The 23299-nt window shown below is 54.6% G+C and carries 22 protein-coding genes, 1 pseudogene and 1 riboswitch; of the genes and pseudogenes, 6 read left to right on the plus strand and 17 right to left on the minus strand.

Translation table 11 applies throughout. From position 1 onward, the window contains the following. Nucleotides 1-5: 5 nt before the first annotated feature. From KHA84_RS11100 to KHA84_RS11130, 7 genes and pseudogenes are all read right to left on the minus strand, one after another. Nucleotides 6-2053 (minus strand): annotated as a pseudogene (locus tag KHA84_RS11100) (catalase). 77 nt (nt 2054-2130) lie between these two features. Beyond that, complete coding sequence (crcB, locus tag KHA84_RS11105) at nt 2131-2487, minus strand: fluoride efflux transporter CrcB (protein WP_213423577.1); 357 nt, start codon at nt 2485-2487, stop codon at nt 2131-2133. Beyond that, on the minus strand, nt 2484-2849 hold the full coding sequence (locus KHA84_RS11110; RefSeq protein ID WP_213423578.1) for a fluoride efflux transporter FluC: 366 nt from the start codon (nt 2847-2849) through the stop codon (nt 2484-2486). The genes crcB and KHA84_RS11110 overlap by 4 nt, the downstream gene beginning before the upstream one ends. Nucleotides 2850-2854: 5 nt before the next feature. Continuing rightward, nucleotides 2855-5008, minus strand: a complete 2154-nt coding sequence (locus KHA84_RS11115; RefSeq protein ID WP_213423579.1) for an ATP-dependent helicase — start codon at nt 5006-5008, stop codon at nt 2855-2857. Between the two features lie 83 nt (nt 5009-5091). Beyond that, nucleotides 5092-5328 (minus strand): hypothetical protein, encoded by a 237-nt coding sequence (locus KHA84_RS11120; protein WP_213423580.1) that lies wholly within the window; start codon nt 5326-5328, stop codon nt 5092-5094. 149 nt (nt 5329-5477) lie between these two features. Further along, complete coding sequence (locus KHA84_RS11125; protein WP_213423581.1) at nt 5478-6146, minus strand: S1 family peptidase; 669 nt, start codon at nt 6144-6146, stop codon at nt 5478-5480. A 19-nt stretch (nt 6147-6165) separates the two neighbouring features. Further along, nucleotides 6166-6957 carry an alpha/beta hydrolase gene (locus tag KHA84_RS11130; RefSeq protein ID WP_213423582.1) on the minus strand — a complete coding sequence of 264 codons (792 nt, stop codon included), beginning with the start codon at nt 6955-6957 and terminating at the stop codon, nt 6166-6168. Between the two features lie 119 nt (nt 6958-7076). Here KHA84_RS11130 and KHA84_RS11135 point away from each other — a divergent pair, with 119 nt between their 5' ends. Further along, complete coding sequence (locus tag KHA84_RS11135) at nt 7077-7589, plus strand: gamma carbonic anhydrase (RefSeq protein WP_213423583.1); 513 nt, start codon at nt 7077-7079, stop codon at nt 7587-7589. Between the two features lie 133 nt (nt 7590-7722). Here the strand turns inward: KHA84_RS11135 and metK are convergent, their stop codons facing one another. Beyond that, nucleotides 7723-8919 (minus strand): methionine adenosyltransferase, encoded by a 1197-nt coding sequence (metK, locus tag KHA84_RS11140; protein WP_213423584.1) that lies wholly within the window; start codon nt 8917-8919, stop codon nt 7723-7725. A 186-nt stretch (nt 8920-9105) separates the two neighbouring features. Further along, nucleotides 9106-9224, minus strand: a riboswitch (SAM riboswitch). Nucleotides 9225-9426: 202 nt separating this feature from the next. Between metK and pckA the strand changes: the two genes are divergently transcribed. Next, complete coding sequence (pckA, locus tag KHA84_RS11145) at nt 9427-11010, plus strand: phosphoenolpyruvate carboxykinase (ATP) (RefSeq protein ID WP_213423585.1); 1584 nt, start codon at nt 9427-9429, stop codon at nt 11008-11010. A 62-nt stretch (nt 11011-11072) separates the two neighbouring features. Here the strand turns inward: pckA and KHA84_RS11150 are convergent, their stop codons facing one another. From KHA84_RS11150 to KHA84_RS11165, 4 genes are all read right to left on the minus strand, one after another. After that, nucleotides 11073-11864, minus strand: a complete 792-nt coding sequence (locus KHA84_RS11150) for an alpha/beta hydrolase family protein (protein ID WP_213423586.1) — start codon at nt 11862-11864, stop codon at nt 11073-11075. Then, nucleotides 11842-12318 (minus strand): NUDIX domain-containing protein, encoded by a 477-nt coding sequence (locus KHA84_RS11155; protein WP_336511142.1) that lies wholly within the window; start codon nt 12316-12318, stop codon nt 11842-11844. The genes KHA84_RS11150 and KHA84_RS11155 overlap by 23 nt, the downstream gene beginning before the upstream one ends. Before the next feature lie 47 nt (nt 12319-12365). Further along, the gene (locus KHA84_RS11160) at nt 12366-12674 is read right to left on the minus strand and encodes a transposase (RefSeq protein ID WP_213423587.1); all 309 of its coding nucleotides are present in this window, start codon (nt 12672-12674) and stop codon (nt 12366-12368) included. Nucleotides 12675-13088: 414 nt separating this feature from the next. Further along, nucleotides 13089-13535 carry a Dps family protein gene (locus KHA84_RS11165; RefSeq protein WP_213423588.1) on the minus strand — a complete coding sequence of 149 codons (447 nt, stop codon included), beginning with the start codon at nt 13533-13535 and terminating at the stop codon, nt 13089-13091. Between the two features lie 96 nt (nt 13536-13631). On the opposite strand from KHA84_RS11165, the gene yidD reads away from it, so the two are divergent. Then, nucleotides 13632-13874 carry a membrane protein insertion efficiency factor YidD gene (gene yidD / locus KHA84_RS11170; RefSeq protein WP_213423589.1) on the plus strand — a complete coding sequence of 81 codons (243 nt, stop codon included), beginning with the start codon at nt 13632-13634 and terminating at the stop codon, nt 13872-13874. 72 nt (nt 13875-13946) lie between these two features. Beyond that, nucleotides 13947-14927: a metal ABC transporter solute-binding protein, Zn/Mn family gene (locus KHA84_RS11175; protein ID WP_213423590.1), complete on the plus strand. Its 981-nt coding sequence runs from the start codon at nt 13947-13949 to the stop codon at nt 14925-14927. Between the two features lie 38 nt (nt 14928-14965). Here the strand turns inward: KHA84_RS11175 and KHA84_RS11180 are convergent, their stop codons facing one another. Genes KHA84_RS11180 through KHA84_RS11200 form a run of 5 tightly spaced genes read right to left on the minus strand, consistent with a single transcriptional unit; the run spans nt 14966 to nt 21199 of the window. Beyond that, a complete protein-coding gene (locus KHA84_RS11180) occupies nt 14966-16402 on the minus strand; it encodes an o-succinylbenzoate--CoA ligase (protein ID WP_213423591.1) in 1437 nt (478 codons plus the stop codon). Nucleotides 16403-16461: 59 nt separating this feature from the next. Next, the gene (gene menB, locus KHA84_RS11185) at nt 16462-17280 is read right to left on the minus strand and encodes a 1,4-dihydroxy-2-naphthoyl-CoA synthase (protein ID WP_213423592.1); all 819 of its coding nucleotides are present in this window, start codon (nt 17278-17280) and stop codon (nt 16462-16464) included. Nucleotides 17281-17296: 16 nt separating this feature from the next. Continuing rightward, nucleotides 17297-18115 carry a 2-succinyl-6-hydroxy-2,4-cyclohexadiene-1-carboxylate synthase gene (menH, locus tag KHA84_RS11190; RefSeq protein WP_213423593.1) on the minus strand — a complete coding sequence of 273 codons (819 nt, stop codon included), beginning with the start codon at nt 18113-18115 and terminating at the stop codon, nt 17297-17299. Continuing rightward, nucleotides 18103-19821, minus strand: a complete 1719-nt coding sequence (gene menD, locus KHA84_RS11195) for a 2-succinyl-5-enolpyruvyl-6-hydroxy-3-cyclohexene-1-carboxylic-acid synthase (protein ID WP_213423594.1) — start codon at nt 19819-19821, stop codon at nt 18103-18105. The genes menH and menD overlap by 13 nt, the downstream gene beginning before the upstream one ends. Then, nucleotides 19814-21199: an isochorismate synthase gene (locus KHA84_RS11200; RefSeq protein WP_213423595.1), complete on the minus strand. Its 1386-nt coding sequence runs from the start codon at nt 21197-21199 to the stop codon at nt 19814-19816. The genes menD and KHA84_RS11200 overlap by 8 nt, the downstream gene beginning before the upstream one ends. Nucleotides 21200-21361: 162 nt before the next feature. Here KHA84_RS11200 and KHA84_RS11205 point away from each other — a divergent pair, with 162 nt between their 5' ends. Together KHA84_RS11205 and KHA84_RS11210 are read left to right on the plus strand one after the other, a co-directional pair. Next, nucleotides 21362-22276: a 1,4-dihydroxy-2-naphthoate polyprenyltransferase gene (locus KHA84_RS11205; RefSeq protein WP_213423596.1), complete on the plus strand. Its 915-nt coding sequence runs from the start codon at nt 21362-21364 to the stop codon at nt 22274-22276. Nucleotides 22277-22432: 156 nt separating this feature from the next. Then, nucleotides 22433-23188: a TraR/DksA C4-type zinc finger protein gene (locus KHA84_RS11210; RefSeq protein ID WP_213423597.1), complete on the plus strand. Its 756-nt coding sequence runs from the start codon at nt 22433-22435 to the stop codon at nt 23186-23188. Nucleotides 23189-23299: the final 111 nt, after the last annotated feature.

The following is a 23299-nucleotide window of genomic DNA, read 5'->3' on the forward strand; positions in this document are numbered from 1 at the left end:
GAGCTTCAGAACTTTCTGTCGTGATGTTTATACTGGGCAAAAGAGTCAACAAGTGCATGGCCAAAGTCTCCGCGGCCGCTCTCCATAATGACACCCGGCCCTTCTTTGGCCATCGACTGGGCAAAGAGGTCTTTGCCGCCTGCCGTCACACCGATCGTCTTGTAGTGCTTAAACGTGTCATTGATGAATTCTGAAGCATCCATCTTGAACTTCGCCGCGTTTTCACCTGTTCCGCCTGCGATGATGATGCCGTCATAAAGCACCGCATGGGTCGTCGTGAACGTGTGGTTCGCCTCGGCCCTGTAACCGTCCTGGCCTTTGATGGTGCCCTGGCGTTCGCTGATGAAGTCCGCGGTGATTCCGGCTTCCTTCAGCTTGTCCAACACATCTCCGAGGCTGTTGCCGTCAAAGCCTTCGCCCACGATAATGCCCGCCCGGCGGGTCTCCGGTTTCCTTACGGTGTTCGACATACTCACCGCTGGAGATTTCTTGTTGTATTTTACATGGCTTTCCTTCGGCGGATTGGCATTGATTTTCTTGGCTACTGCGGTCATCAGACCCTGGTCCACTTTGGCGAACATATCCACGACACCCTGTCGGATCTCCTGGTTATTCACCTTCCCGACCTCGAAGCTGAAAGCCTCGATGATATGGTTTTTCTCGAAATCCGCCAGGCTGTTCCAGAACATGCGGGCCTGCGAGAAGTGGTCCTTGAACGACTCGCTTCTGGCGCGGACTTTCCGGCCTTCCACTTTCTCCTGATAGTGGACATAACCGCCTTCTTCCTCAGATGCCGGCGCAGGCGTACCATCCGCCAAGGAGTTCTTGTTATAAGCCACCTTGCCGACATTGATGGTCTGCCGGTGATAGCCGTCCCGCTGGTTGTTATGGAACGGGCAGACCGGGCGGTTGATCGGGATCTCATGGAAGTTCGGGCCGCCGAGCCGGATCAGCTGCGTATCCGTGTAGGAAAAGAGACGTCCCTGAAGAAGGGGTCATTTGAAAAATCGATGCCCGGCACGACATGGCCCGGATGGAACGCGACCTGCTCTGTTTCCGAGAAGTAATTGTCGACATTCCGGTTGAGCGTCATCTTCCCGATGACCTTGACCGGAATTTCCTCTTCAGGCCAGAATTTCGTGGCATCGAGAATGTCGAAGTCGAACTTGAATTCATCTTTTTCGTCGATGATCTGGACTCCCAGTTCGAATTCCGGATAATTCCCCATCTCGATATTCATCCAAAGGTCCCGGCGGTTAAAGTCCGGGTCATTTCCTGATACCTTTTGTGCCTCATCCCATTCAAACGAGTGAAGGCCGAGAACCGGAATCCATTTAAACCGGACAAACCGGGATTTGCCCTCCGCATTGACGAAGCGGAATGTATTGATGCTGAAGCCTTCCATCATGCGGAAGCTTCTCGGCAGGGCCCTCGGGCTCATCAGCCACATGACCTGGTTGGCCGTCTCCTGGTTGTTGATGACGAAATCCCAGAAGGTGTCATGGGCACCGGTCGCCTGCGGGATCTCATTATGCGGCTCCGGTTTGATGGAGTGCACCAGATCCGGGAACTTGATGCCATCCTGGATAAAGAAGATGGGCATATTGTTGCTCACCAAATCATAGTTCCCCTCGTCGGTATAGAACTTCGTCGCAAACCCGCGGACATCACGGGGGATATCCGTGGACCCCTTCTGCCCGACAACTGTCGAGAAGCGGACGAACACCGGAGTTTTCTTGCCTTTTTCAGAAAGGAAACCCGCTTTCGTGTATTTCTCCATCGACTGGTAGGCCTCGAACTCCCCATGTGCCGCAAACCCTCTCGCATGGACAACACGTTCCGGAACCCGCTCATGGTCGAAATGGGTCATCTTCTCCCTGAAGTGGAAATCTTCCATGAGCGTGGGCCCCCGTTCACCCGCTGTGAGGGAGTGTTCGTCCTCCGCCATCTTCAGGCCCTGGTTGGTCGTGAGTTTCTTGTTCCGGTCGTCGGTCCTGAACTGGTCCAACTGAAGGTCCTTGCTGGTCCGTTTTCCCTGTTGCCGTTTATCCATTATGATCCTCCTTCTCTAGCGCTCTGCTTCACTCTTTCCCTAGAAGAAAATCGATAAACTGGATGAGTACTGGCAATTTATGAAGCTACATATATAAACGGAATCATATAAAAAATAATTCCGAGGACCAGTGTCGACAGGGCATACAGGACTGAAGCGGTACGGCGCCCCTCCTGCCACATAACAAGGGTTTCTGCATGCCATGTGGAAAAGGTGGTCAGGGCACCCAGAATACCGTATACGACAAAGGCGTGTGCCGGGCTTCCTGCTGCCAGACCGGAGAAGATTCCCGCCAGGAAAGCACCGGCCATATTGACGGCAAACGTGCCGGCAGGAAATTCCCGTTCACGATTCAGCTTTGCACTTATGAAATACCGGAGGACGGAGCCGATCATCCCGCCGGCCGCAACGGTCAGCCAGCCGAGCATGGTCATGACTTTCCTCTTCCCGCTCCGGCCCACAGTCCTGCGAGACCGGAAAGCAGTCCGCCGCCTACCGATAGAACGGCATAAAGGAAAGCAGGACCCCACCGACCGTCAGCCATCATGCCGCCCAGTTCAGAGCTGAGTGCGGAAAACGTCGTGAACGAGCCGAGAAACCCTGTATGTACGGCGGCTTTCCACGGCTGCTTAAAGGGAGCGGCTGCAATGAGCGCGCAAAGGACGAATGCGCCCGATAAATTTACGGCAAGTGTCGCATAGGGAAAGATGCCGTCATGTCCGAACGTCTGCGATATGGCTGTTCTCGAAACGGCGCCCGCCATACCGGCGAGTCCGACTGCCACCCATTCCTTCATCCGACTCATCCCCTTTCCTCGAGCAGCCCCTTACTGATGCACATGCCAAGGTCCAGCTCTTTCTGCTGTTTCGCGAACCTGATGAGGACCCGGTCTCCCCTGAGTTCCTCCACCTCTCCGTTGCCGAACACTTTATGACGGACCTTCACTCCCGGTGAAAGCACCCCGCTATCGGAAATGGCATCGGGGTCAGGGATCACCGCTGTCCGCTTGCGGACGGATTTTCCGGGATTCTCCGGTATTTCTCCCACCGGGCGGCCGATCGCCTGCAGTCCCCTGACTTCGCTGATGAAACGGGATTCAGTCAGATCTTTCCCGTTGTCCGTGGAATAGTTGATCAGTTCCAGCCGCTCTTTGGCCCGTGTCATCCCGACATAAAACAGCCTCCTGGCTTCTTCCATCATGTCCGGGTCCTTCAGGTCCTCTGAAGCCGGAATGGTACCTTCATTCAGATCGACCATGAAAACGTGTCTGAATTCGAGCCCTTTGGCACTGTGAAAAGTCGACAGCGTGACCGCACCTTCCTGAGGTTTCCGTTTGGCTTCCGTAACGGCCGCTTTCAGTTCGGAAAGTTTTTCGGCAAAGGCGGTCATCGTCCGCAGTGGCGCCGCGATGACCGTGAGCGTATCCAGCATGCCGGTCAGCGTATCGATGCGGTAGCCGAACTTTTCCGAGCGGCTTTTCAGGGAAGCTTCATACCCCAGATTGTCCCGGACAGTCCGGATGACATCTGCGGGACGTCTATCCTTGAGCCCATCATAGATCGACCGGTAGGAAGCCAGTTTTCGCCGCTGGTCATCGTTCAGGTTGGCTTGTGAGCGCGCAAAAGCGTCGAAGACATTCCCTTCCGGACCGCTCCTGACGAATGTCTCCACCGCGGAGCGGCTGATGAACAGATCCATCTTGAGCGCGACCCTGGCGAACAGATCTTTCCTCTCCGGCAGAAAAGCGAGCCTCATGAAGTTCAGGAGGTCTTCCACGACCCAGTGGTCGAAAAACCGGTCGTCGGCATCCTTCATATAAAAGGGGATGCCACGGCGGTGCAGTTCGGAGACAAAAGCGGTCGATGAGGAATTGTTGCGGAAAAGCACCGCCGCCTCTCCCGGATTTTCCATCGCCAGCAGTTCGTAGATGACATAGCGGACCTGCTCATCGCGGTCATGGAACCTCTTCAGGTTCACGGGCCCGCCACTGCCGTTTACCGGAACCATCCCTTTCTCGTAGCGCTCTTTGTTGCGCTTGATGAAACCGGCGGCCGTCTGGACGATTTCCGATGATGACCGATAATTCGTCTCCATCATGAGAACCTCGGCCTGCGGATAGTGGTTCCGGAAGTCCAGCAAGTATTGCGGGTCCGCTCCGCGCCAAGTGTAGATGGATTGGTCGTCATCGGCAACGGCACAGAGGTTGCCGTGCCGGCGGACCAGATGTTCCACGATCCGGTGCTGGGCAAGTGACGTATCCTGGCTTTCATCGGTGATCACGTAATCGAAACGGTCCTGCATCCTCATGCACAGGTCGGGATCCGTGCGCAGCGCCTCCTCCGCAATCGTCAGCATATCATCAAAATCCAGCAGCAGCAGCCGGCGGCTTCGCTTGTGGGACTCATATTTCTGCAGGATCTCCCCTGCCCTCTCGACGGGTCCCTTGAGGCCTGTCCATTCTTCCTGCGGGATGAGCCGGTTCTTCACAAAACTGGCGAATGTCCCGACCGACTTCAGTTCATCTTCTGTCGGGTCTTCCCCGGCAACTTCACGGAAACTCCGTTTCAGGAGGACCGGCTTCGGAGGGACCTCGTCCGTCTTGCCCTCTATCAGCGCCCAATCGATGCCCATGTGGTCGAGGTGGCGGCGGACAACATCCAGCGCCAGGCTGTGGATGGTGGAGAATGCCGGCGGCTGCAGTCCCGGGAACAGCTTTGTAAATCGGTCGCGCATATCGGTTGCGGCAGCCTTGCTGAACGTGATCGGCTTGATGCGCGCCGGGGAAATCCCCTTTTCCGCGATCATGTAACCGATCCGCATGATCATCGTTGTCGTCTTTCCCGAGCCCGGGCACGCCAACACGAGCAGAGGACCGTCCGTTTTCAGAACAACCTGCTTCTGCACGTCATTCAGCATCACACCTGTATCCGAATGCTTACGCTCGAAAAAGTCCATTGTATGTATCCATTCCTTCCATCTTTCGCGTCCATCCATTCTAATCAAAAAAAGAAGGGCCGCGCAATGCCGCGGCCCTGTCTTTATTCACCTGTTTCAAGTTTGTCCCGTGCGTCGAACCCGCCGTCCCCGTCCGTATATTCCGTAGCGGCCACCTGGTCCGTCTTCCGTGCCTTGTCAGAATAGGCGCTGCCGGGCTGGCCGGTCATCGAGCCGCCGGACTTTCTGGAGATGAATTCCTGCTGCTCTTGGCTTTTGTTCATTGCTTCCGCAGATGACTTGGCCGTCTGCTCGGACGTTCTGCTGTTGTTCTGTGTCAAGGGAGTCCCTCCTTTGGTTGTTCGGGTCTGCCCTTACTATACCCACCAATCCCCGCTCTCAACCGGGGCAATCGCTCTGCCCCCCTGATGAAAAAGAAACGCGCATCTTCCTGCGGCCACTCTGCAATAATCATGGATCCGGGGTATGGTTATTCCTCATTTCCATGCTCATCGACCCATCCATCAATCACCCGCTCAACCGCCAGTACCGGAACGCTCAGTGACAGAGTGCTCCACGGATGGGTTCCGACATTGATTCCGATCACTTCACCTGTTTCCGGCCGGATGACGGGGCTGCCGCTCATTCCGGGATCCAAGTCTGTGTTTGCAATCATGAATTCACTAAAGACTGCATCCTTCCCGTCGAAACCGGCTGTCGCGTGAAGTTGCTGGATGACCCCTTCCCTGATGACAAATGGATGGTCTTCCGTCCAGCTTACCGACATGACCGGCTCCATCCGTTCTGCACGCCGCACGGACAGCACAAGCGGCTCTCCTCCGGGATAATCACGGATTCGAAGAAGAGCCAAGTCAAGGAACCGGTTTGTCTCCAACACCTCTCCGGAGAAAAGCTCCCCACCGAAGGTCGTCAGCTCCTGCACGGCTAACGTTCCAACGACATGCTGGTTTGTCAGTACGAGTCCGGATTCTTCAATCAGAAAACCGGTACCCGCACCTTCTTCATTTTCAATCAAAAACACCTGACTGGTGAGTGTCTCGTCCCTCAGCCCCAGTGTTCCTGTCGCAGGATCGCCCACCGCAAAAACCAAGATGGCCATGATTCCTTTCACAGCCATCCGCGTCATCGCTTCTTTCATTTCCTTCCCCCTCGTGAAGTCAGACGATGTAGCCGAGTGAGCGGAGCACGCCCCTGATGAACGATTCGGTATATAAGAACACGTCTTCCTGCTCTTGCTCGCGGAAAATATCGTGACGGGCATTTTTCCAATACTTGTACTGGAATTCGTCCCTTCCCTTCATTGTGAGCCATGCATGCATCGCATCAGGATCCGCCAGTTCATCTCGTCCTGCAGCATGCAGGAGAACCGGCGGCGAGCTTGGCTTCGGTGCGGATTCGCTGATTTCCTTGATGTATGTATACAGTTCCCGGAACCATGCGGCAGTCGCGACCGGGTGATACAGGTTTTCAGAATCGGCCATACCAAGATCTTGATTCGACGACAGCATATCCTCAGTGATCTGATGGTTAAATTTGATGCCGCCGGCGATTTTCCCGAGACCCGAAAGAGGCCCTTTCATCCTTGGCGGCAGATGCTTCAGGCGGAACCACGGCGACGTGAGGACCAGACCGGCGCAAGCGAGGCTGTCATTTCTCGCCATGTCCGCTGCCAGAACTCCTCCAAGACCATGGCCCAGTACGAAAACCGGCAGGTCTTCCGCCATGCCTGTGCGGATGAGCTCCTTTGCATACCTGCGATATTCAAAAAATCCCTCATCATGGACCTCTGAGCCTGGTTTTCCGTGGCCGGGAAGATCCCCGGCGATGACATGCATGCCGGCAGTCCTGAACCGTTCTATCAACCAGGCATGCCGTCCGTGATGTTCATATGCGCTGTGCAAAAGAACGACAACAGCCGTCGCCTGCCCGTCCGCTTCCCATTTCCACATGTCGGCTCCCCCTTTCCGATTATGCATTGCATTTCTATTTCCCGCTTCCGGTACATAGGAAACAGATTTTGTAGTACGATTATGATACTACATGTTGCGATGAAAGAGAGGTTTTTCCGATGATTTACCCGTTCAACGGAATCGAACCGAAGATCGACGAGTCCGTTTTTCTTGCAGATTACGTGACAGTGACCGGAGATGTTGAAATCGGACAGGACTCATCCGTCTGGTTCAATACTGTGATCCGGGGTGACGTGAACGCCACGCGCATAGGCCGTAAAGTGAATATCCAGGACTTATGCATGCTTCACCAGAGCCCGGCCTATCCGCTCATCATTGAAGACGGGGTGACGGTTGGCCATAACGTGATTCTCCACAGCTGCACCATCCGGAAAAACGCGCTGATCGGTATGGGGTCGATTATCCTTGACGGAGCGGAAATCGGTGAAGGGGCTTTTGTCGGCGCCGGCTCGCTTGTTCCTCAGGGCAAAAAGATTCCGCCCAATGCATTGGCTTTCGGCTCTCCCGCAAAAGTGGTCCGGCAGTTGAATGACGAGGACATCCGGGACATGGAACGCATTGTAACGGAATACGCCGAGAAGGGCCAGTATTACAAGAGCCTGCAGAAGTGAATCCTTTTTTTGCTGTAAGTACGAAATAGCTGCGCAAAGTTTAAAACAAAGGCTATATGTCCGATATGGAAAACAAAAAAGGGAATCCGCATGCATGATGCGGATTCCCTCCATATTTTGTGGCGAATTCCTTTTATCGGGAAGCTTTATCTTTTAGCTGGCCTGCTTTGTCGGTACGCTCCCATGGTAGTTCGATATCGGTGCGCCCAAAGTGGCCGTATGCTGCGGTCTGCTGGTAAATCGGGCGTCGCAGATCAAGCATTTCAATGATGCCGGCCGGGCGCAGGTCGAACAATTCCCGTACCCATTCGACGAGATCGGCCTCGTCTGCTTGGCCCGTGCCGAATGTGTCAATCGAAATGGAGACGGGTTGTGCGACGCCGATTGCGTAAGCAAGCTGAACTTCGCACTTGGAAGCAAGTCCGGCGGCGACGATGTTTTTCGCCACATAGCGTGCCGCATACGCTGCAGAACGGTCGACTTTCGTCGGATCTTTGCCCGAGAATGCGCCACCGCCATGCCGCGCGTAACCGCCGTAAGTGTCGACGATGATTTTGCGGCCGGTAAGACCGGCATCCCCTTGTGGGCCTCCGATCACAAATCGTCCCGTCGGGTTGATGAAGAACTTTGTTCCTTCATCAATCAGTTCAGCAGGCACGACAGCATCGATGACTTGCTCCCGGATGTCCTTCTGAATCTGCTCAAGCTTGATTTCCGGGTGATGCTGCGTGGAGATGACAATCGTATCCACTCGGACAGGCAAGTTGTTTTCATCGTATTCAACAGTGACTTGTGTCTTGCCGTCAGGACGAAGATACGGCAGGACCTCTTCCTTGCGCACTTCTGTAAGCCGGCGGGACAGCCGGTGTGCCAGGCTGATCGGGAGAGGCATCAGTTCGGGTGTTTCATCGCATGCAAAGCCGAACATCAACCCTTGGTCTCCCGCTCCGATCGCTTCCAGCTGGTCATCAGTCATCGTCCCTTCCCGGGATTCGAGCGCTTCATTGACGCCTGCAGCGATGTCAGGTGACTGTTCATCAATCGCAGTCAGGACAGCAGTGGTCTCGCTGTCGAAGCCATACTTCGCGCGGGTATAGCCGACTTCCTTGATTGTTTCGCGGACAACTTTCGGAATATCCACATAAGTAGTGGTTGTGATTTCTCCGGCAACGAGCACAAGGCCGGTCGTCACGGTCGTTTCGCATGCGACCCGGGCATTCGGGTCGTCTTTGATGATCGCATCCAGGATGGCATCTGATATCTGGTCGCAGATTTTATCCGGGTGGCCTTCGGTGACCGACTCGGATGTGAACAGGCGACGGTTGGTCATTGGTTTTCCTCCTCCGCTCCGGCGATTCGCCGGAAAGTGTTACGGTACTCGTTCCCCTGTCAAGTCCGTCCCCGCGGGGTTGAACTCCAAGCCGTTTTGGGCTTACTGAGGTCGTGGTCAATCCATTTAAAAAGGGCCTTCCACTCACATTCATGAGGAAAGGCCCGGAATCGCTGACACCTTTCACTCTTATCGTCCAAGGCAGACGCCTTGCTTCAGGTTGGCACCTTTTCGGCCTCCATCATGGAGAACGGCAGGTTGCCGGGTTTCATAGGGCCTGTCCCTCCACCAGCTCGGGATAAGAGTATCCGTACAATTTTCCATAGTAATGAATCGTGCACTTTATGTCAAACACTAAATGAGGAATACCGGTGCTTCTTGACGGTTTTTGGTCAATTTCACGGAAACGCGTGATTAGTATAGACTAATAAGCAAAATGTGTTATACTAATTCACATCATATCAAACCGCTTCCGGGCGGGATTACAAGACAAGGGTGGTACAGATGATGATGTCTTCTAAACTGAGCGATAAACTGAATGATCTTCTGGCAGGAGGTTCGATCCGCACACAGCTTTCCGTCGGGGAACTGACACAGATTGCTGTTGAACGCGGCGAAGCGGTTCTGACGGATAAAGGTGCCGTCCGCGCCACAACCGGAAAATACACGGGCCGCTCTCCCAAAGACCGCTTCATCGTGGAAGAGTCCCCTTCCAAAGAAGACATCGATTGGGGCAGCGTGAATAAGCCGGTTCAGCCTGAAGTATTCGAAAAGCTCTACGCCAAAGTGCTGGATCACCTTGGCACCAAAAACGAACTTTATGTGTTTAACGGCTTCGCGGGTGCTGACCCTGCTTCCCGCCTGCATATCCGTGCGGTGAACGAATTTGCATGGCACAACCTTTTCTGCCACCAGCTGTTCATCCGTCCCACGGACGAAGAGCTTAAAAAACATGAGCCGCAATTTACAATCGTTTCAGCTCCTACTTTCAAGGCAGACCCTGAAATCGACGGCACGAACTCCGAAGCGTTCGTCATGATCTCAATCGAGCGCGGCATCATCCTCATCGGCGGCACTGAGTATGCGGGTGAGATGAAGAAGTCGATCTTCTCGATCATGAACTACCTGCTACCAAAACAGGATATCCTGTCGATGCACTGCTCGGCCAACGTAGGTGAGGAAGGCGATGTCGCCCTCTTCTTCGGACTTTCCGGAACAGGCAAGACGACTCTTTCTGCAGACCCGCACCGCAGCCTGATCGGTGACGATGAGCATGGCTGGTCGGAAGAAGGCGTCTTCAACATCGAAGGCGGCTGCTACGCGAAAACGATCAACCTTTCAGAGGAAAAGGAACCCCAGATTTACGGTGCCATCCGTGAAGGTTCGGTTCTCGAGAACGTTGTGCTCGACGAAGAGGGCAAGCCGGACTACGATAACGGCTCCCTCACCGAGAATACTCGTGCCGCTTACCCGCTTGAATATATCGACGGCAGTGTGATTCCTTCGGTTGCAGGCCATCCGAAGACGATCCTCTTCCTGACGGCGGATGCATTCGGCGTGCTGCCTCCGATTTCAAAACTGACGAAGGAGCAGGCTATGTACCACTTCCTGAGCGGTTTCACATCCAAGCTCGCAGGTACGGAGCGCGGCATTACTTCTCCTCAGATGACGTTCTCGACTTGCTTTGGATCCCCATTCCTGCCGCTGCATGCGACAGTGTACGCGGAAATGCTAGGCAAGAAGATCGATGAGCACGAAGTTAACGTCTTCCTCGTGAACACCGGCTGGACCGGCGGCGAGTACGGTGTCGGCCAGCGGATGAAACTCAGCTACACGCGTGCCATGGTCAGTGCTGCGATCGAGGGCAAGCTCGATAACGTGGAAATGGAAAAGGGCTCGGTATTCGGCCTGAATATGCCGATTGAAATTGAAGGCGTTCCTTCCGAAGTGCTCAACCCGCGCAACGCATGGGCGGACAAGGAAGCATACGATGCAAAGGCGAAGGAACTCACTGCCGCATTCCGTGAGAACTTCAAGAAATTCGGCACGGTCTCAAAAGAAATTGAAGAAAAAGGCGGCCCGATCCTCTGATCGTCCATTAAAAAAGCACCTGCGCATGCGCGCAGGTGCTTTTTCCTGTACTGAATTGGGGATCAGTTCCCTTTCCCTCTCATCCAATTGCACAAATCCCGTGTGACCCGTGCGGATTCCGCAGGCGGGAAGTAATGGTTGTACTCTGCAAAATACCAGGTTTCCACCGGCTTGCCCGCCTCCTTCAGCGCCTCTTCAAGCATGATGGACTGCTCGATCGATACATTTTCATCCTGCCGTCCGTGAATCAGCAAAAACGGGGCACCAATTTCATTCACATGGAAAAGCGCCGTCCGGTCCCGGTATTCTTCGGGCGCGTTGTTCGGCGATCCCCCAATGACGCGTTTCATCATCCTGCGGAGTTCCTTCCGCTCCTTGTAGGTAAAGACCACGTCCGAGACGCCCGCCCAGTCCACGACGGATGTGATGTCCTCCCGCATGATTGCCGTCCAAAGGGCCATGATGCCGCCTCTGGAAAAGGCAAACAGATGGATTCTCGCCGTATCCGTCTTCGGATGCTGTTTCAGCACATCGACCGCATTGACCGCATCATACCGGTCTCCGCCCCCGAACTCGTCAAACCCTTCACCACCACGGTTTCCGCGATAATAAGGGGCGAAGACGATAAATCCCTGCTGGGCAAACTGCGCAATCCTCGAGGGCCGGACCATCCCGACATGCTGGATGCCGCCCCGCAAGTAAACGATGCCATCGTAGAGGCCTTCTGCTTTCGGTTCGGCGAGCAATCCCTTTACCCGGTAGCCTGTCGACCAGTAAGTGATTTCCGTCAGCCGCACATTCGGGTTGGGAGACGGGTAAGGCCTTGTATATTCAATTGTTCCGTTTTCTTTCATCAGCCAGCACCTTCTTTCGGATCCTGTCCATTCCTTCGTCCGACATATGGCGGCTCAGTTTGGCAACGGACTTTTCCCAATCGGATTCTGCAAGGAAAGCCGCCCCTTCTGTTTCACGGCGTATGAAATTCTCATTGGCGGCCAGGATATTTGCGGCAAACACCCTTTTACAGAAAGGTGGATCGGCATGGACTACATAATCTGCAACAAAAACAAGATTGCCGGCGGTGATACCGGTCTCTTCGTAAACTTCCCTGACAGCCGCCTGCTCAATCGTCTCGCCCGGCTCTGCCTTTCCGCCCGGCCACTCAAGACCCCGTTCCGGATGGACGGTCATCAGCCACCGGCTGCCATCGAACGCGGCAACAATGACATGGGTCGGCGCGATCCTTGCCTGGTCCTTTTCCCAGAACAGGTCGATGCGCTGCCCCGCGCGGTCTTTGTATGTAAACACCGGCACCCCTCCTCTATTTTAAGTGTAGCGGACGGGGTACCGGCCCTTCAACGGAAATAAGGGAGACTTTCAACGAATTTCTTGGACTCTTCGTCACCGAATTCGTGGACCAGTGCGTAAAGCTTCATCGTTCGCAAATCGATCTGGTGATTTTCCTTATCAAGATGATAAGGGATCGCGGGGAGATGAGCCCGGATGAAATTTGTCAGTTCCACGTCGCTGATCTGGCTGAACAGCTTGCTGAAAGTTTCCTCGACCCGGCTGTCCGCCTCGATGGCAAATTCCCAAGGCGCCAAATTCGGAGCCGGGTACACTTGTCTGTGCAGAATCGACACATACAATTTATTTTTCTTCATGGCCATCCTCCAGGTTAAGCATTTCCCATTAGGATGGTCTTAGATGATTAATTCATGCATAGCGGGCGCCGGGATCGTTCTGGTATCAATCCGGTGATAAGTTTATTTCGTCATTCACACAGACGATTTCACCATTGAGCCAAGTCATCTCGTCATTCATCCCGATGCAGAGGACGAATGATGAAATCAAGACCCGGAATGACGAAACCAAAGTGGCGGATGCAGAGATTGGAGTATCGCAACTGCAACTTCCCGTTGCAATGGACAAATTCCCAGGTAGCCTTTTATAGAGTGCATCCATCCCTGACAGTAATCAGCAAGTTCGATGACTATGTAATCTCCATTTGTCTCATTAAACCATCAATCAGTTCCGAAAAAATTCGGAACTGATTGATCGGCTTTATTGGCTTGTAATTAGTTTTCTTCGCCAAGGAAGGCGTTGAGCATCCACTGATGCTTTTCGATGCTCTGGTAAATCGAGTTCAGAAGGTCTTCCGTCATGTCATCCTCTTCTTTTGCGGCAAGGTCCATGCCTTTTTTCAGGGAATCCATGATCTTGTCGAAATCCTCTGTGACTTGCTTGACCATTGCATTGGCGGATTCGTTTCCGCTGGCTTCTTCCACGACGGAGCTTTCCAGGTGTTCCTTCAGAGTCGCGAGCGGCTGGCCGCCGAGCGTCAGCATCCGTTCCGCAATCTCATCCATATGTAAGGTAGCCTCGTTATAAAGCTCCTCGAACTTTGCGTGGAGAGTGAAGAACTGTGGGCCCTTTACATACCAGTGATAGTTGTGCAGTTTCGTGTAAAACACCGACCAGGTCGACACTTGGACATTCAATTCATCAAGCAGTTCTTTAGACATACATCAACACTCCATTTCTTCAGCAGTCATTCTTCTGTTCATGTTCCCCACCCCGCGCTACAATAAACATGCTTACGATTGGAGTGCTGACTGACAATGAAACACTTATTTATATGGATCATCAGATTTTACCGGAAGGCCATTTCACCACTTACTCCGCCAAGCTGCCGCTTTCATCCGACCTGTTCCGCGTATGGGCTTGAAGCGTTTGAAAAGCATGGAGCCTTCAAAGGGTTCCTGATGACCATCATCCGGATTTCCAAATGCCACCCGTTTCACGAAGGCGGGTTTGATCCTGTTCCGGACAAGTGGCCCGGCAAAAAAAACGCTGAAGATTAAATTCCCGGTTGCCAACCCAGTCTTGGTTGAGGTATGATACAAATCGTACTCATTACGATTTAGAGGTGGACCATGAAACGATTGATTCTCACCCTGGCCGCATCCTTGCTTGTTCTTGCCGGATGCGGCAGCGATAGCAGTCCCGGCAAAGGCCATGAAAGCGAGAGTGCGGCGGAGAAGACGCTCACGGTCAAGACGACCGTGTATCCGCTTGCCTACTTTACGGAGCGAATCGGCGGAGATTCTGTGAGTGTCTCTTCCATTTATCCTCCCGGAGCAGACAGCCATACCTTCGATCCGACACAGAAAGACATGATCAGCCTGGCCGAAAGTAATTTGTTTATATACACCGGGCTCGGACTGGAGGGCTTTGTAAATAAAGCTGAAAAGACCCTTTCTGGCGAAGATGTCCGGCTTGTCGCCGCAGCTGAGCACATCTCTGATGATCAGCTGCTTCATGGCCACGGCCATGAAGAGGGCCATGGGCACGAAGAAGAAGGCGCAGGCCACGAAGGACACGACCATACCGGCGTGGATCCACACGTCTGGCTCTCTCCCGTCCTGGCCGATCGGATGGCGCTATCCGTAAAAGAAGCTCTTTCGGAAGAGCTACCCGGGAAAAAAGAAGAATTTGAACAGCGTTATAAAGAGCTCTCGGCCGAACTCAAAGATTTGGACGCGGAATTTCGCGACATGGCGGAAAGCGCAGAGTTCAAGACATTCTTTGTCTCCCATGCTGCATTCGGATACATTGCCGAGGAATACGGCTTGGAGCAGGTATCAATCGCCGGCCTGAATCCGCAGAGCGAGCCTTCACAGAAAGAATTGGCCCGGATTGTGGATCACGCCCGTGAAAAGCAAGTCACCACTATCTTCTTTGAGCAAAACATCACATCAAAGCTTACACAAGTGATTGTGAATGAACTCGGCGCAAAATCTGATGTCCTCCACAACCTGAGCGTCCTGTCTCAAGAAGATATTGAAAAAGGGGAGGATTATTTCTCTCTGATGGAACGGAACATTGAGCGGCTGTCCAACGCATTGAATCCTTGATCATGCACAAAAGCCATCCGGAAACCCCGGATGGCTTTTTATTCTTGTTCAAGCATATTCCCCAATTTGCGGCGGAGCAGCTTGTTCGACGCGTTCCTTGGAAGTTGGCTGACGAACTGATAGTGCTTTGGAACTTTGTACGGGGCCAGCCGCTCCCTGCAGAATGCTTCCAGGTCTTCTGCAAGAACGTCATCCCGCGCAACGACAAAGGCAGCAGGAACTTCTCCCCATCGCTTATCCTCCACTCCTGCCACACCCACTTCCGCAACAGAGGGATGGCCCGCCAGCACTTGCTCAATCTCCGCGGGGTAGATGTTTTCTCCCCCGGAGATGATGAGGTCAGAACGTCGATCAAGCACATAAAGGAAACCTTCATCATCAAGCCTGCCGATGTCACCCGTATGGAGCCAGCCGTCCACTTGCGCAGGCCTGTCGCTAAATCGGCCGATGTAGCCGGGCGTCACGTGGGGGCCGCTGATCAGGATTTCCCCCTCGTCCCCCGGCTTTTCCGCTCCGTCAATTCTGATTCGGTTAAAGAAAAGCGGCTTGCCGGATGATCCTGTTTTCCTGAGGGCGTCTTCGGCTGCAAGAGTGGCCGTCTGTGAGGACGTCTCGGTCATACCGTACGTCTGGAGGATCTGGATGCCTAGCGCTTCCGCCCTGCGGATATATGGAGAAGGTACGGGCCCGCCACCGGCCAGGATCTGCTTAAAGCTATCTGAAGCCCGCTGGTTCCGTGACTCCAGAGTATCCAGCACCCGCACAAGCTGGGCAGCGACAGCGGACATCCTCGTGACACCGCCTTCCGCTATCTCTTTGGCCGACGCTTCCGCATCAAATTTCGTCTGCAGGCGGACCGTCATGCCGTAGATCAGTGACCGGCTTAAAATCGAGAATCCGCTGATATGAAACAGCGGCATGGCACAAAGCCAGACATCGCCGTCCTGCAGCCCCATGTTGAGGGCAGAAGCTACAGCGCTAGACAAATGGTTGCCCGCAGTCTGCCTGACCCCCTTAGGGAAACCCGTCGTTCCCGAGGTATACATGATGGTCAATGTACGATCTTCCTCCCAGAGGTCGGCCGGCTGAAAACCCTCTTCCTTCCCTGAGAGAAGCAGGCTAACGGCCGTGCTGTCCGGTGCGAGATCCAACAGGTCATCATCCGTGAATACAGCTTTAGCTTCCGAGTCCTGGATCTGGTAGGCCAGCTCGCCCTTGGTCAGGCGGCTGTTCAGCAGCACCAATTCAAAGCCCGCAAGCAGCCCGCCGTGAATGAGAAAAACGGTGTCGGGACCTCCTGCCGCAAGAAGGGCAACACGGTCTCCTTCCTTCAGGCCTGTCCCCCTCATTCTCCTCGCGATTTCCATCGCCTGATCCGCCATTTCCCGGAATGTCCATCGTTGATCGCCCCAGCTGATGGCGATCCGGTCCGGGGTCAGCCGGGCCCGTTGCAATATCCAGTTCGGCGTCATCATACTATCACCTTCCCATCAGAAAAAGCCGCCCAAAAAGGCGGCTCTCTTAAATTTAGCGATCAAGGGAAACGAGGGAACTGGCCAAAGTCCGGCTTACGCTTTTCCTTGAACGCATCGCGGCCTTCCTTCGCTTCCTCAGTTGTGTAGTAAAGGAGTGTCGCGTCTCCCGCCATCTGCTGAAGGCCTGCCAGACCGTCTGTGTCGGCGTTCATCGCAGCCTTCAGGAAACGGAGTGCGGTCGGGCTCTTCTCGAGCATTTCCTCACACCATTGAACCGTTTCGTCTTCAAGCCGGTCAAGCGGAACGACTGTGTTGACCAGGCCCATGTCCAGTGCTTCCTTAGCATTGTACTGGCGGCACAGGTACCAAATCTCGCGGGCTTTTTTGTGTCCGACGATGCGGGCCAGGTAGCCGGAGCCATATCCCGCATCAAACGAGCCGACTTTCGGGCCAGTCTGGCCGAAGATGGCATTGTCTGCGGCAATGGTCAGGTCGCAGACCACGTGCAGAACGTGTCCGCCGCCGATGGCGTAACCCGCCACCATGGCGACGACCGGTTTCGGGATGACGCGGATCAGGCGCTGAAGATCCAGCACGTTCAGGCGCGGAATCTGGTCCTCGCCGACGTAGCCGCCGTGACCGCGGACTTTCTGGTCCCCGCCGGAGCAGAAGGCCATGTCACCTTCGCCTGTCAGGACGATGACTCCGATGCTGTCATCATCGCGTGCGCGTGAGAATGCATCGATCATTTCCTCTACGGTTTTCGGTGTGAAGGCGTTGCGGACATGCGGACGGTTGATCGTCACTTTTGCAATGCCATTGTATTTCTCGTATTTGATCTCGTCGTATGTACGGATCGTTTCCCATTGGCGTGTCATGTGGTTCCTCCCCTGTCTATGGCTTTAAAGCTTTCCTTACTATTGTAGCAAAGCGTGCCGGATTTTCCACGTGGACCGTATGGCCGGCATCCGGAACGTTGACATGATGAACATCAGGCAGGCGCCGTGACATATCTTTGGCAATGTTCACGTACTTGTTGTCCAGCGCTCCGGTGATCAGCGTCACCGGCATGCCGTATCGCTCCAGGCTCTCCCAATAAGAGGGCTGGCTTCCCGTGCCGATGCCCCTTAGACTTCCCGCAAGGCCGGCAGGGTCGTTGCCCAGGCGACCATTACGGACACGTTGCTTGACATGTGCCGGCAGCTGTTTTTGCGAAGCGAAAAGCGGGACATTCTCCCAGCGGTCAGTAAAAGCACGGATGCCTTCCCTTTCAATAAAAGCTGCAAGTTTCCCGTCGGATTCTCTCCGTTCAAGCCGCTCCTCTTCCGTCCGCAGTCCGGGTGATGTGCTTTCCAGGATCAGCCGGCTGACCTTTTCCGGATGGGCTGCCGCATAACCGATTGCAATCCGCCCGCCCATCGAGTAGCCGAGAAGGCTAAATCGGGCCAGCCCCAGCCGGGTAAAGAGTGCATCCAGATCCGCCACCTGTTCCGCCATCGCATAGCGCCCAGGAGCCTCGGGAGCTTCCGTTTCCCCATGGCCGGTCAGATCTGGCATGATCAGCCGGAATGCTCCGAGCTCATCGGCAAATACGGTCCAGGACGCAGAACTTCCCGTGAAGCCGTGCAAAAGGACAAGCGGCTCCCCGTCCGGATTGCCTGCTTCCCGGAAGCCGACCCGGATTCCACGGATCATGGCCGTCACCGGTTCCATTCGGCATCCAGCCTATCCCCGACAGCCTGCCACAGCTTGCGGTGCTCGCCTAGATTCACCTGGCGGTCGCTGAACGCTTCGATTATCCTGACATGGGTCTGTTTCGGCTTACGAAGCGCCTCCCTGAGACCGTCGGCTGATTCCACCGCATCGTACTGGCAACCGTACATCTCGGCCAGGTTTTTGAATTTAAGCCCGGTCGGCGTTCCGAACAGCTCCTCGAAATAGCGTCCCTCACCTGCCTGCGGCAGATAGGAGAAAATACCGCCGCCGTCATTGTTCATGATGAGGATGGTCAGATCCGTTTCATTAAATCTGCTGGAGATCAGACCGTTCATATCATGAAGCATCGCCAGATCCCCAATCAGCAGGTAAGCCGGGCGTTTTCGTGCCGCCTGGACGCCAAAGGCCGTGGATACGACGCCATCAATGCCGTTCGCGCCTCGATTGGCGAAAATACCGATATCGCGGCCCGTATTCATAAAGAAGGTATCAACGTCCCGGATTGGCATACTGGAGCTTGCAAAAAGGTCACTGCCGTCAGCCATGCCGGCAAATAGTACACCAGCCATCGCCCCTTCGTCCGTGCCCGAGCTGACGGCACGCCTGGTTTCCTGGGCCGCAATACGGCTTGCATCCGACCAGAGTGCGGCATATTCGGAAGGACCTATCCCTGCCCGGATTCCCATCAGCATCTCCGGCGCGCACTGGAAGTGATCAGTCGCCAGGTGATAAGGATCCCGGAACGAAGGGCTCTCATCCACGACGATGTAGGTGTGTGGCCGGTTACCGTTCAAGAACTGCGCAAGAGGCTTGGATACAGGCTGCGGCCCAAAACGGATCACGGTGTCCGGTGCCATTTCCTGCTTGAACCTCTCATTTTTCAGGATTGCATCATACTGATCGATACAAAGTGCTTCATTTTCTTCCGAGACACCGCTCCGAAGTCCCGAAAGCGGATCGGCCAGCACCGGCCAGCCAAGGGATTGCGCGAATTTCCAAAACATTTCTTTATCAAAGGCGGGAGACAGTTCTCCCGCAATGATGAGCCCCCGTTTGGCAGCGGCAGCCGTTTCTGTGAACCACCGGACCATGTCGGGTTCCGGAATCATCATCCCTCTGCGCACGCTTCGGAATGAAAGCCCGGGATCTTCCAACCCGAAATCGATCAGAAGCGGTTCTCTGAAAGGGATATTCAGATGTACCGGGCCAGCCGGTGCATCAGTCGCAATCGATACGGCGCGCTGCACATGGCGGCCAATATACTCCAGCGACTCCGGCCGCTCCTCTGGAACAGGAAAATCGGTGCTGTACTTGACCATCCGTCCGAACATCCCAGGCTGGTCAATTGCCTGCGGAGCACCGACTTCGCGCAGTTCATGAGGCCGGTCTGCCGTCAGTACGATCAGCGGCACCCTGGCATACTTCGCTTCGGTGATGGCCGGCATATAATTGGACGCGGCGGTGCCTGACGTGCAAAGTACGGCGACCGGCTCACCGGTCGCCTTGGCCATGCCGAGTCCATAAAAAGCAGCGGAGCGCTCGTCTGTCTGGAGATGAATCCCGACACCTTCCGAATGGGCAAATGCGTAGGCAAGCGGTGTTGAGCGGGAGCCGGGACTCACAACCACATGCCGGACGCCCGCGCGGATCAGCGATTCCCGGATTCTCAAGACATAAGAGGTCAGTACTTTCCGCTCATCCATGGAGGACACCTCCGAGTGCCCGCATCATCGGACGAAACTTCACCCATGTCTCTTCATATTCCTCTTCAGGCACCGATCCGGCGACAATTCCTCCGCCGGCATACAAATGAGCACTGTCGCCATTCAGAAGACCGGAACGGATCGCCACGGCAAACTCTCCGTCACCGTCTGTGTCCATCCAGCCGATCGGGGCCCCGTAAAAGCCCCTATCCATCTTCTCATTTTCTCGAATCATGCGGAGTGCCTCATTACGGGGTGTCCCTCCGAGGGCCGGTGTCGGGTGGAGTGCACGCACAAGGTCAAGCAAATCCGTCCCGGCATTCGGTTTTCCTTCCACTGGAGTGAACAGATGCTGGATGTCGCGCACTTTCAGCAGACGCGGACCGGCCGGAATCCTCACTTCACTGCAGAAGCTGCGGAACACATCGCCGATCATCTGAACGACAAACTGATGTTCCTCACGGTTTTTCGGATCTTTCAGGAGCCCTTCACCAAGCATCCGGTCCTCTTCCGCTGTTTTGCCGCGGCGGATGGATCCCGCCACACAGGCAGTCAGGCTGCTGCCGTCCTCCATCTTCACGAGTCGCTCCGGGGTCGCCCCGAAAAAGAAGTCCTCGCCATTTTCCAGTCCGAACAAATAGCTTTCCTGTTGCTCGGACGCAAGATGTTCCAGTACTTCCGAATGACGGACAGGAGATTCGAAGTCGAGCTCGACGGACCGTGCAATGACAACCTTTTCAGGCCCGCCCCTCCGGATTCCGTCCCGCACCCCTTCCACAGTACGGAGATAATCCGCTTTCGCATGTTCGCGAATGCGAAGCACATCCGGTTTAACAACAGGCCCCCGCTCCTTGACCTGCGCTTCGTGAATGAGCCTGTCGCGGATGACCCGCAGCCGGTCAAAATCAGCCGCCACGGCCTCCTCCTCTGATATCAGGTTGATCGACACAAAGGTCCGTCCGTCTTTTTCGACCAGCTGGATTTGGGGAACGACGAAAAGTGCCGCCGGAAAGTGTTCCCACTCCGATTTGCGCCGGTTTTCCGGATCAAATGAGAAGCCGCCGAACAGAACAGGCGACTGGTCCCCTTCCTCTTTCACAATCACGGAACAGAGCCGCTGCCACTGTGCCCGGATATCTTCGAACCGGGCATCGCCGTCTGTGCTGGTCAGTCGGGCTGCATGACCGATACCGGCGATTTTTCGGTTTTTTTCCCGGTTTTCCCAATAAAAGCGACGGCCGGCAAATCCGGCCTCGCCTGCTTCAAAAAATGCCTGCGGTGACAGCCTGCCCGATTCAACCGTCTCCGTATAGAACCGGAGCCCGTCCATCATGCGGCTTGTGCCCGCTATTAGATCCGGAGTCGTTTTCCGTTTCATCCAAGACCCCTCCAACTTATTCGCTACAGTCTTTCCTTGCCCATTTATTTTACCACAATGCACGATTCGCCAACATCCGCGCGATTCCATGCGCCTCCCCTGTCCTTTCCCCAAATTCTCCGTTATAATGATGAACGGAAAGAAATTTAGGGAGAGAACCATATGCAGCAAACACTCAAAGCGGACGAAGGCTGGCGCATCTGGTGGCAGCTGACCCGTCCCCATACGCTAACTGCGTCCTTTGTGCCGGTGCTTCTCGGTACCATCATCTCGCTCACCGAAACCCGCCCCAACTTCACGCTCTTCAGCCTCATGATGCTTGCCACCCTCTTTCTTCAGGCGGCAACCAACATGTTTAATGAATACTACGATTTCAAACGCGGGCTCGACAATGAACAATCTGTCGGCATCGGGGGGACCATCGTCCGGAACGGCGTACGCCCTCAGACAGTCCTGGGGCTCGCATTGACGCTTTACGGCGCTGCCTCACTGATGGGCCTTTATATTGCCGCAAACACCTCCTGGTGGCTTCTTGCGGTCGGAGGGGTCGCCATGGCCATCGGCTACTTTTACACAGGCGGTCCGCTTCCGATTGCCTACACGCCGCTCGGAGAACTGTTCTCCGGCGTCACGATGGGGATGGCGATTGTCCTCATCTCCTATTTCGTACAGACCGGCCATGTCAGCGGATGGGCAATCGCCCTCTCTGTTCCGAGTATGATCCTCGTCGGCGCAATCATGATGTCCAACAATATCCGTGACTTGGAAGGGGACAAAAAAGGCGGCCGCAAAACACTTGCCATCCTGGCAGGAAGGAAAAATGCCGTTACGATCCTTCTTCTGTTCTTTGCGGTGTCGTACCTGTGGATACTCGCAATGGTACTGACAGGCAGCCTGACACCATGGGCACTCCTCGTTTTCCTCAGCACAGGAAAGCCGATCGCCGCCATCCGGATCTTCAGGAAAGAAAACGTCCCGCTGAAGGTTATGCCCGCCATGAAAGCGACCGCCCAAACCAATACAATTTTTGGTTTCCTCCTATGTATCGGGCTCCTTCTAGGATACTGGACAAACTGAATAATCGAATCAAAAACCGCCTGTTTCGGATGCAGGCGGTTTTTGTTGTCCAAGGTTTATCGTTCAAGTCAAAAAGGAAAAGATGAGGGACAATGGCAGGATTCATGAACTCATGAAAAACAGACCATCCATCATTTAAATAAGGAAGTGACAGCCATGTTGACAGAACAGCAAAAGACGATCCTCAAGCGTGAGCTGATGGAGATGCAGCAGCAGTACCGCAAAATGGGTGAAGAGCGAGACCGCGACGACAGCATGCGGGATGATTCCGGGGAACTTTCATTTGCGGACAATCATCCCGCGGATATGGGCACAGAGCTGTTCGACCGTGAACGGGACCAGGCCCTTGAGAACCATGCGGAGGATGAGCTCGGCAAGGTGGAGCAGGCCCTGTCAGCGCTTCGTGAAGGCAATTATGGCATCTGTGAGGTGTGCGGGGAAGAAATTCCGTTTGAACGCCTGGAAGCCATCCCTTATACGAATCGCTGTATCGAGCATGCAGACACCGAGATACCGGACGACCGCCCCGTCGAAGAAGATGTTTTGCAAGATGTGGCTGAACCTGTCCAGCCGGACTCATTCGAGGTCGGCAAGGAAGGCGATATTGAAGACTACCAGGACAGCTTCCAGGAAGCGGCACGTTACGGCACTTCCGAAACCCCGTCCGATATGAGCGGTGATCACGATAACTACAACGACCTCTATGCCGATCCAATGGAACAGGGCACGACAGAAACCTATGAAGAGTTCGCAAGCACAGATGAGACCGGTACAGTTAAAGGCTTCATGCGATCTGATACCTTGACTGAGTACGAGGAAAGCCTCGATGATGCCGATCTTGAATCCCCTATAGGCGATATTCCTGACAAAGCAATCGATAGCTACACCGGCGAACGCCTTGACCGGGAATGAGAACACTCCGAACGAAAAAAGAGCAGTCACCCTGTATAGGATGACTGCTCTTTTGTTGATGACCCCTACGGGATTCGAACCCGTGTTACCGCCGTGAAAGGGCGGTGTCTT

This window comes from Bhargavaea massiliensis (assembly GCF_018390575.1).
In the GTDB taxonomy this organism is placed as follows: Bacteria; Bacillota; Bacilli; order Bacillales_A; family Planococcaceae; genus Bhargavaea; species Bhargavaea massiliensis.

What these genes read in the sequence shown, in the direction of transcription:
- crcB (WP_213423577.1), bottom strand. Translation starts at nt 2,487, where the DNA reads ATGACCATGCTCGGCTGGCTGACCGTTGCGGCCGGCGGGATGATCGGC.
- KHA84_RS11110 (WP_213423578.1), bottom strand. Translation starts at nt 2,849, where the DNA reads ATGAAGGAATGGGTGGCAGTCGGACTCGCCGGTATGGCGGGCGCCGTT.
- KHA84_RS11115 (WP_213423579.1), bottom strand. Translation starts at nt 5,008, where the DNA reads ATGGACTTTTTCGAGCGTAAGCATTCGGATACAGGTGTGATGCTGAAT.
- KHA84_RS11125 (WP_213423581.1), bottom strand. Translation starts at nt 6,146, where the DNA reads ATGAAAGAAGCGATGACGCGGATGGCTGTGAAAGGAATCATGGCCATC.
- KHA84_RS11130 (WP_213423582.1), bottom strand. Translation starts at nt 6,957, where the DNA reads ATGTGGAAATGGGAAGCGGACGGGCAGGCGACGGCTGTTGTCGTTCTT.
- KHA84_RS11135 (WP_213423583.1), top strand. Translation starts at nt 7,077, where the DNA reads ATGATTTACCCGTTCAACGGAATCGAACCGAAGATCGACGAGTCCGTT.
- metK (WP_213423584.1), bottom strand. Translation starts at nt 8,919, where the DNA reads ATGACCAACCGTCGCCTGTTCACATCCGAGTCGGTCACCGAAGGCCAC.
- pckA (WP_213423585.1), top strand. Translation starts at nt 9,427, where the DNA reads ATGATGTCTTCTAAACTGAGCGATAAACTGAATGATCTTCTGGCAGGA.
- KHA84_RS11150 (WP_213423586.1), bottom strand. Translation starts at nt 11,864, where the DNA reads ATGAAAGAAAACGGAACAATTGAATATACAAGGCCTTACCCGTCTCCC.
- KHA84_RS11160 (WP_213423587.1), bottom strand. Translation starts at nt 12,674, where the DNA reads ATGAAGAAAAATAAATTGTATGTGTCGATTCTGCACAGACAAGTGTAC.
- KHA84_RS11165 (WP_213423588.1), bottom strand. Translation starts at nt 13,535, where the DNA reads ATGTCTAAAGAACTGCTTGATGAATTGAATGTCCAAGTGTCGACCTGG.
- yidD (WP_213423589.1), top strand. Translation starts at nt 13,632, where the DNA reads ATGAAACACTTATTTATATGGATCATCAGATTTTACCGGAAGGCCATT.
- KHA84_RS11175 (WP_213423590.1), top strand. Translation starts at nt 13,947, where the DNA reads ATGAAACGATTGATTCTCACCCTGGCCGCATCCTTGCTTGTTCTTGCC.
- KHA84_RS11180 (WP_213423591.1), bottom strand. Translation starts at nt 16,402, where the DNA reads ATGATGACGCCGAACTGGATATTGCAACGGGCCCGGCTGACCCCGGAC.
- menB (WP_213423592.1), bottom strand. Translation starts at nt 17,280, where the DNA reads ATGACACGCCAATGGGAAACGATCCGTACATACGACGAGATCAAATAC.
- menH (WP_213423593.1), bottom strand. Translation starts at nt 18,115, where the DNA reads ATGGAACCGGTGACGGCCATGATCCGTGGAATCCGGGTCGGCTTCCGG.
- menD (WP_213423594.1), bottom strand. Translation starts at nt 19,821, where the DNA reads ATGGATGAGCGGAAAGTACTGACCTCTTATGTCTTGAGAATCCGGGAA.
- KHA84_RS11200 (WP_213423595.1), bottom strand. Translation starts at nt 21,199, where the DNA reads ATGAAACGGAAAACGACTCCGGATCTAATAGCGGGCACAAGCCGCATG.
- KHA84_RS11205 (WP_213423596.1), top strand. Translation starts at nt 21,362, where the DNA reads ATGCAGCAAACACTCAAAGCGGACGAAGGCTGGCGCATCTGGTGGCAG.
- KHA84_RS11210 (WP_213423597.1), top strand. Translation starts at nt 22,433, where the DNA reads ATGTTGACAGAACAGCAAAAGACGATCCTCAAGCGTGAGCTGATGGAG.